1 protein-coding gene is annotated in these 1,361 nt (G+C 56.6%); it reads left to right on the top strand.

Features of this window, described 5'->3' with window-relative positions; translation table 11 throughout:
* The first annotated feature begins 86 nt into the window (after positions 1–86).
* Positions 87–1,106: an IS110 family transposase gene (locus tag I9182_RS20330; protein WP_209599476.1), complete on the top strand. Its 1,020-nt coding sequence runs from the start codon at positions 87–89 to the stop codon at positions 1,104–1,106.
* Positions 1,107–1,361 lie beyond the last annotated feature (255 nt).

Consider the following 1,361-nt stretch of genomic DNA (forward strand, 5'->3'; position numbering starts at 1 on the left):
GGATGGGGTGGATGGCGTCTGCAGCCAACCGTCGCGCTTTGCGGCAAACTGCAGAAGACATCTTCTGCAAGGAAAGGAGCCCCACCATGGAAGTCACGACGATAGGATTGGATCTCGGTAAAGACGTCTTTCAGGTCCACGGGATCGCTGATGACGGTACGGTTGTCTTCAATCGTTCGATCCGCCGCAGACAATTGCTGAAGTTCTTTGAGACCCTGCCGAGCTGCCTCGTCGGAATTGAGGCGTGTGGGTCGGCACATCACTGGGCGCGTGAGCTGACTGAAATCGGCCATGACGTGCGCCTCATGCCGGCGACTTACGTAAAGCCCTACGTGAAGCGTGGAAAGACGGATGCGGTTGATGCCGAGGCAATCTGCGAGGCCGTCACGCGACCGACCATGCGGTTCGTCGCTGTGAAATCGAAGGAACAACAAGCCCTTCTTACAATGCATCGCGTGCGCCAGCTTGTCGTGCGCCAGAAAACTCAGATGCTGAACGTGATCCGGGGTCTTCTTCGAGAGTTTGGTCATGTGATCGGGAACGGGCCGGTGGCGGCGATGCGCTTCGTCAAAGGGTTCAAAACCAACGATTGCCCGGACATGCCAGACGTTGCGAAGAGCATGCTCAAAACCCTCTGCGAGCAGGTTGTTGCACTCGACGAGCGCGTGGTGTTCTACGACAAACTGATCGAGTATCATTCGCGGATCGATGAACGGGCCAAGCGGATCAGAACCGTCCCTGGTGTTGGTCCAATCACCGCCTCTGCCATCGTCGCCACCATCGGCGACGGCAAACAGTTCAAGAACGGGCGCGAGTTTGCTGCTTGGCTTGGTCTCACCCCATTGAACAGATCGAGTGGTGGCAAGGAACGCCTCGGCCGGATTAGCAAGAAGGGTGACCGTTACATAAGAAGGCTTCTGGTGATCGGTATGACCTCACAAGTACAGCGCGCCCGCGGCTATCCAGAACGCGTGCATCCTTGGATCATGCAACTCCTCGAGCGCAAACCCGTCCGACTTGCCACGATCGCGATGGCAAACAAAGCCGCACGGATCATCTGGGCGATCCTCACCAAAGAAACATACTACCGGCAATCAGCGGCATAACCGGAGGCACTGAACAAAAAAGAATTGCAAGACGAATGCCATGATGGCACGTGCGGTCATCCGAGAACCCGGAAAACCCGAGCTTCGTCCTGAACTCTCAGGTTCGCTTTGCCGATTGGGACCAGGTTCACGGAACCCATCAAGGCCAGCGGCTCAAGCAAATGCCGCAATCAAAGGCCGGACACAGGACTGTACTGACCAGCCGCGCAATCAGAGCATTTTGTCCTTGCAAAGCAGACGCCATCCACACAGGAC

Origin of the sequence: Ruegeria sp. HKCCSP351 (genome assembly GCF_017872535.1) — a bacterium.
GTDB lineage: Bacteria > Pseudomonadota > Alphaproteobacteria > Rhodobacterales > Rhodobacteraceae > Ruegeria.